A 6,027-nucleotide genomic window follows, 5' to 3' on the forward strand; every position below is an offset into this window, starting at 1 on the left:
GATACCGTTGTTAATTAATTTAAAATGGTATACTTTTGAAATGAAATAGTGGTATACTTTTCAGTTGAAATAAACAGCCTCCAGCCTTATATGTTTTTACCTATATGTTCTACCTGAACTTATGAGACAGAAAGGTTGGACACCCGGCCTTAACACAGGCAGGGGAAAACTTGATAAAAGCCTTAAGAACAATACTGGTAAACGTTTATTCCTGGTTGCGCAGGTAAAAGAGGGCATAGTTCATATTTTAAACAGGCAAAATTCTGCTAATTTGTTAGGTTTTACAATAGGCAACGCGCTGGTTCATATTCCGGAAAACATGAGTCGTGTTAAAGAAAATGAAACCATTGAATATCTGGATCTTGATTATAATTAGAAAGATCATTCTCTTTTTCAACAGTAATAATATTGGATTATGATCAATAAAAATACCATCAGCGCCTTCGTGCTTTGTGGCGGTAAAAGCAGCAGGATGGGGACAGAAAAAGGCTTAATTAGTTATAAGGGAAGCAGCTTTATAGAATGGAGCATAAAGGCTATTGAACCATTTACCAGCAATATTAAACTGGTTACAGGAAATAAGGATTATGAGCAATTCCCATATCCTTTACTGAAAGATGACATTGAGGAAAAAGGCCCTGCCGGCGCAATTTTTACCGCGTTAAAAACAAATACCTCTGATTGGAATCTTTTCCTGAGCTGCGATATGCCAGGAATTTTGCCCTGGATTATAGAATATCTAATCACAAATGCAGATCCACAGGCATCCGTATCGTTTTTAAATGAAGCCGGAAGAGATTATCCTCTTGCCGGACTATATCATCAAAAATGCCTTCCGGTTTTTTCTGAAGCAATTAAAGAAGGAAACCTGCGCTTAATGAAGATATTGGAAAAAGTTGATTTTAAGCGGGTTGAGATGCCGGCTTCGCAAAAGCGATTTTTAAACAACGTGAATACAAAAGAAGAATTAGAACACCTAATAAACACACCGTATGAAGACTCCTTATAAAATAAACCCGAAAGTAACGCTTGTAGGCGCAGGTCCCGGCGATCCCGAATTACTGACTTTAAAAGCAGTAAAAGCTCTTCAAAATGCCAAAGCCGTTCTTTATGATGCGCTGGTAAATGAAGAAATTCTTGAACATGCGCCGCACGCGGTAAAATTATTTGTAGGAAAGCGTAAAGGCTGCCATGCCTATATGCAGGAGCAAATAAATGAACTTTTAGTGGCTTATGCCCAGCGTTATGGAAATGTGGTAAGGCTAAAAGGCGGCGATCCTTTTGTTTTTGGCCGTGGCCGCGAAGAAATGAATTACCTTTCTAAAGCGGGCATTCCTTCTGAAGTGATTCCGGGGATATCCTCGGCACTTTCTGTCCCTGCAAGTCTTGGTATTCCCGTGACCCATCGTAAGGTTGCGGAAAGTTTTTGGGTAATTACGGGAACTACTTCAAATCACCGGTTATCTAAAGATGTAACACTTGCCGCCAAATCCAATGCCACGGTAATCATTTTAATGGGAATTGGCAAGATTCTGGAAATCGCCCAGGTTTTTCGCGAAAACGGAAAAGGCAATACCGCAGTGGCCATTATTCAGAATGGTACAAGAAAAGCACAGCGTAGCATTACAGGCAATATTTCGAATATTGCGGAAAAGCTGGCACAACAAAAAATATCCTCACCCGCTATTATTGTTATTGGTGAAGTTGTAAATACGGTGGCAGGAAATCCGGCTCCTTTTTTGGAAGATGAATTTATTTATCAGAACTTGGATATTGCCACGATTTCTGCGTAAATTAAAACCTGAAAAAGAAAAAGAATGATTTCAATCAAATATTTTGGCGCTGTTGCTGAAGCTACCAAGCGGCCATCAGAAAACCTGGAGCTTAAAAGTTCCAGCCTGGAAGATGTACTTAAAGAGCTTCACCTTAAGTATAACCTTAAAAACATTCCCGTTAAACTTGCCCTTAACCAGGAAATAATTAATTCTACTGAAGGAGTCCAGGTAAAGAAAAATGATGAACTGGCGGTTTTACCGCCATTTGCAGGAGGCTAATATGGAAAGATATTCCAAACAGACAAACCTGAAAGAAATAGGACTTACAGGACAGCAAAAATTAAAAGATGCCAAAGTACTGGTAGTGGGCGCAGGCGGACTTGGTTGTGCTGTACTCCCCTATCTTGCTTCCGGCGGAATTGGAACAATCGGGATTATTGACGGGGACAAAGTTGAAGAGAGTAACCTCCCCAGGCAGGTGCTTTATGCTGAAGAAGCTGTAGGAAATTATAAAGTAAAAGAAGCCGCCGCACGAATACATCAGTCAAATTCAGAAGTAAACATTCAGGTTTATGAAGAATTCCTGACTCCTGAAAATGCCCTGGACATTGTAAAAAATTATGATCTGGTTGTAGATGCAACAGATGCCGTGGCGGTAAGATATCTTATTAATGATGCCTGCGTACTTAAAGAAAAACCTTTTGTTTACGCATCGGTTTATAAATTTGAAGGCCAGGTTTCGGTTTTTAATTATAAGGGCGGCCCCACCTATCGTTGTCTATTTGACGATGAAAACCAGAATGTGCAGAATTGTGAAGAAGCAGGAGTTTTGGGAACAACAGTTGGCCTTATTGGAATGCTTCAGGCGAATGAAGTGATGAAAATCATTTTAGGTGCGGGCGAAGTACTTTCAGGAAAGTTGTTGATTTATGACATGCTGAATAACAGTCAGCATAGTTTCAGATTTAAAAAGAACGAAAATATTAAGATTGATGCGGAATTTTTTCAGCGGAAACATTTAAGCAGGTTTCAGCAGGAAACCGGTTTTCGGGAAGCTGTTTCTGAAGCAAAAATTTTACTGGATGTGAGGGAAGCCCATGAACAACCCCAGCTGGACTTGCCTAACCTGGTGCAGCTGCCGCTTTCGAAATTAGCAGAAAATGCGCACCGGCTAAATAAAGATGATGAAATAAGAATTTTCTGCCAGAGCGGGATTAGAAGTTTAAAAGCGCTGGAAATCCTGAAAAATAAAGGCTTCAGCAACCTTAAAAGCATTAAAGGAGGCGTAAATGCCTTCTACAAAGAAATAAAGAATGGAGAAAAAGAAGAACGTGTTTATTGACGGGGCAATTTCCGCAGATTTTATTGCGGAATCCATTGCCAAACATCAGACTAAAACCAATATAGGCGCACATAATATTTTCCTGGGCCAGGTAAGGGCAGATGAAGTGGAAGGAAATAAAGTTACCGCTATAGAATATACCACTTACCGCGAAATGGCCGAGAAAAAACTGGAAGAAATCAGGGAAAAAGCCTTCGAAAAATACGAGCTTACCTGTATGCATATTTACCACAGCCTGGGAACCATTAAAGCAGGCGAAATTTGCTTTTTTGTATTTGTTTCTTCAAAAAGGCGCAAACAGGTATATGCCGCCACAGAAGAACTGGTGAATTTAGTAAAGGAGGAAGTGCCCATTTTTGGGAAAGAGATTTTTGAAAATGAAGAACACCAATGGAAGGTTAACACGCATTAAATGGTAGACATTACCCACAAAATTAAAACGCTGCGCACGGCAGTTGCCGAAGCTTTTGTACAGGTAAGCAAACAGGAAACCATCGATGCCATTAAAAATAAAACCGTACCTAAAGGCGATGTGTTGGAAATGGCAAAAACCGCCGGCCTTTTTGCTGTAAAAAATACTCACAATACCATTCCCGATTGCCATCCTTTGCCCGTGGAATTTACTTTGGTTAACTATGAAATTGAAGATCTAAAGATCAGGATTATTTTTACCGTAAAAACCGTTTATAAAACAGGAGTTGAAGTGGAAGCCATGCACGGCGCCTCGGTTGTTGCGCTTACCATGTATGATATGCTGAAACCTATCGACAAAAAGATCGAAATTCAGAATATCCGGCTGGTGGAGAAAAAAGGCGGAAAAAGCAGTTTTGGAAATCAGAGTAAAAATCTGAAAGCCAGCGTTATTGTTTGTTCCGATTCTATTTCTGAAGGAAAAAAAGAAGACCGTGCCGGGAAGGCAATTATTGAAAAACTGAAGAAAAGCGATGTAACTATACATTCCTACGAAATAATTCCGGATGAGCTTGAAATAATAAGGAATAAAGCCTTGGAATATGCTGAAAGTTGTAACCTTGTAATCTTTACAGGAGGAACAGGATTATCCTTTCGGGATGTAACCCCGGAAGCCCTGGAACCTATCCTGGAAAGGAGAATTCCGGGAATTGAAGAGGCAATTAGAAGTTATGGGCAGGAAAGGATGCCCTACGCGATGCTCTCCCGAAGTGTGGCGGGCACTATAGGCAATACGCTGCTGTTGGCATTGCCGGGATCCACTAAAGGAGCCAGCGAATCTATGGATGCGGTATTTCCTCATTTACTGCATATTTTTAAAATTTTAAGGGGGGCAAAACACGATGATAATGACTAAGACGACGAAGATATTACAGGATTCATTTGGACGGGAGCATAATTACCTGCGCATTTCGCTTATCGAAAAATGCAATTTAAGGTGTGCCTATTGTATGCCGGCCGATGGTGTCCCGCTCACTCCAAAGAGCCAGTTAATGACGGCTGAAGAGATTTTTGAAATTGCAAAGACGTTTGTGGCCCAGGGAGTGGATAAAATACGTCTTACCGGCGGGGAACCTTTGGTAAGAAAAGATTTTGCTGAAATTTTAAAAAACCTTGCTACACTACCGGTAAAGCTTTCCATTACCACCAACGCAGTGCTTACCGATAGGTTTATTGAAGATTTCAAGAAGTATGGATTAAACGATATAAATGTTAGCCTGGATACGCTGCTTCCGGAAAAGTTTAAGATGATTACCCGGCGGGACCAGTTTAAAAAAGCCTATGATAATATTCAGCTGCTTATAAAGGAAGGTTTTAATGTGAAAATCAACGCGGTTTTGATGCAGGATTTCAACAAAGATGAAATTGTGGATTTTGTGCTGTTCACCAAGAACCTGCCAATCACTGTACGATTTATCGAATTTATGCCATTTGACGGTAACCGCTGGAACAGGTCTAAACTGGTAACAGAAAAGGAAATTCTGGAGCAGGTGGAAAATTTCTTCGGAAGTAAATATTTACAAAAACTGGAGGACGAACAAAATTTTACCTCCCGTAATTATAAAATTGAAGGTTTTGAAGGACAGTTCGGAATTATAAGTTCTGTTAGTAATCCTTTTTGTGATGGCTGTAATCGTATAAGACTCACCGCAAACGGCAAGATTAAAAACTGCCTTTTTTCCAACCATGAAACAGATTTGTTAGGTGCACTTCGGGAAGGGCAAAACCTGGAGGAATTAATCTCCAATTCTCTTTTTAAAAAGAAAGCCGTTCGCGCAGGTATGGACAATTTCGAAAAATTGAACGACCCTGAGAGGCATACCAAAAACAGGAGTATGATAACCATTGGGGGATAAAACGCAAGAACCGGAAAAAACTACAATAATGAAGAATTCTGCTTTCAAATGAATTGGATTTTAGGTTTTATCCTGATTTTAATTTCGGTTTACCTTATTGATATCCAACTCAACAAACGGAGGAGAAAAAGAAAAAGAGAAAAATTAATTCAAGATTGGGGAAAGCCTAAAAATGAGCAATACTTCAATTTTGAGCTAATCGATCAGTTTTTCAAAAATCATAAATCTTCAGAAAAAGTATTCCACACAATATCGAATCACACCTGGACAGATTTAGACTTAAATGAAGTTTTCTCATTCTTAGATAGGACCACTTCAAAAATTGGCCAGCACCTGTATTATAAACTTAGAACAATCACAGGCCTTTCCGATCTGAAGAACTTTGCACAACTGACTGAAGTCTTTAAATGCAATAAGCCTTTAGCAATACAATGCCAGAAAAAACTGTTACGATTATCGTCTTTGTATATGACAAGTAAAGTGCAAGTTAACGAGTATTTTTCAGCCGACACTATCCCGTAAAGTGTGTAAGTTTTAAATAAAGGGGTTTGGCTTTATTACTTAAAGTCGAACCCTTTCTTCA

General features: G+C 39.6%; 9 protein-coding genes. All 9 read left to right on the forward strand.

The annotated features are described in order from the left end of the window. Window positions 1-121 precede the first annotated feature (121 nt). Genes AB8M93_RS18185 through AB8M93_RS18225 form a run of 9 tightly spaced genes read left to right on the forward strand, consistent with a single transcriptional unit; the run spans window position 122 to window position 5,966 of the window. On the forward strand, window positions 122-376 hold the full coding sequence (locus AB8M93_RS18185; protein WP_373060321.1) for a hypothetical protein: 255 nt from the start codon (window positions 122-124) through the stop codon (window positions 374-376). 39 nt (window positions 377-415) lie between these two features. Further along, the gene (gene mobA / locus AB8M93_RS18190) at window positions 416-1,009 is read left to right on the forward strand and encodes a molybdenum cofactor guanylyltransferase (RefSeq protein ID WP_373060323.1); all 594 of its coding nucleotides are present in this window, start codon (window positions 416-418) and stop codon (window positions 1,007-1,009) included. Further along, window positions 993-1,793 carry a uroporphyrinogen-III C-methyltransferase gene (gene cobA / locus AB8M93_RS18195; RefSeq protein WP_373060325.1) on the forward strand — a complete coding sequence of 267 codons (801 nt, stop codon included), beginning with the start codon at window positions 993-995 and terminating at the stop codon, window positions 1,791-1,793. The genes mobA and cobA overlap by 17 nt, the downstream gene beginning before the upstream one ends. 24 nt (window positions 1,794-1,817) lie before the next feature. Then, window positions 1,818-2,054, forward strand: a complete 237-nt coding sequence (locus tag AB8M93_RS18200) for a MoaD/ThiS family protein (RefSeq protein WP_311535103.1) — start codon at window positions 1,818-1,820, stop codon at window positions 2,052-2,054. After that, window positions 2,014-3,117, forward strand: a complete 1,104-nt coding sequence (moeB, locus tag AB8M93_RS18205) for a molybdopterin-synthase adenylyltransferase MoeB (protein ID WP_373060327.1) — start codon at window positions 2,014-2,016, stop codon at window positions 3,115-3,117. The genes AB8M93_RS18200 and moeB overlap by 41 nt, the downstream gene beginning before the upstream one ends. Next, on the forward strand, window positions 3,089-3,529 hold the full coding sequence (locus AB8M93_RS18210; protein ID WP_373060329.1) for a molybdenum cofactor biosynthesis protein MoaE: 441 nt from the start codon (window positions 3,089-3,091) through the stop codon (window positions 3,527-3,529). The genes moeB and AB8M93_RS18210 overlap by 29 nt, the downstream gene beginning before the upstream one ends. Further along, window positions 3,530-4,444, forward strand: a complete 915-nt coding sequence (moaCB, locus tag AB8M93_RS18215; protein ID WP_373060331.1) for a bifunctional molybdenum cofactor biosynthesis protein MoaC/MoaB — start codon at window positions 3,530-3,532, stop codon at window positions 4,442-4,444. It abuts the gene before it with no gap. Next, window positions 4,437-5,444, forward strand: coding sequence for a GTP 3',8-cyclase MoaA (gene moaA, locus AB8M93_RS18220; RefSeq protein WP_373060333.1), 1,008 nt, complete (start codon window positions 4,437-4,439; stop codon window positions 5,442-5,444). The genes moaCB and moaA overlap by 8 nt, the downstream gene beginning before the upstream one ends. Before the next feature lie 48 nt (window positions 5,445-5,492). Beyond that, the gene (locus AB8M93_RS18225) at window positions 5,493-5,966 is read left to right on the forward strand and encodes a hypothetical protein (protein WP_373060335.1); all 474 of its coding nucleotides are present in this window, start codon (window positions 5,493-5,495) and stop codon (window positions 5,964-5,966) included. Window positions 5,967-6,027: the final 61 nt, after the last annotated feature.

Source organism: Autumnicola aciditolerans (assembly GCF_041679265.1).
Classification (GTDB): Bacteria; Bacteroidota; Bacteroidia; order Flavobacteriales; family Flavobacteriaceae; genus Autumnicola.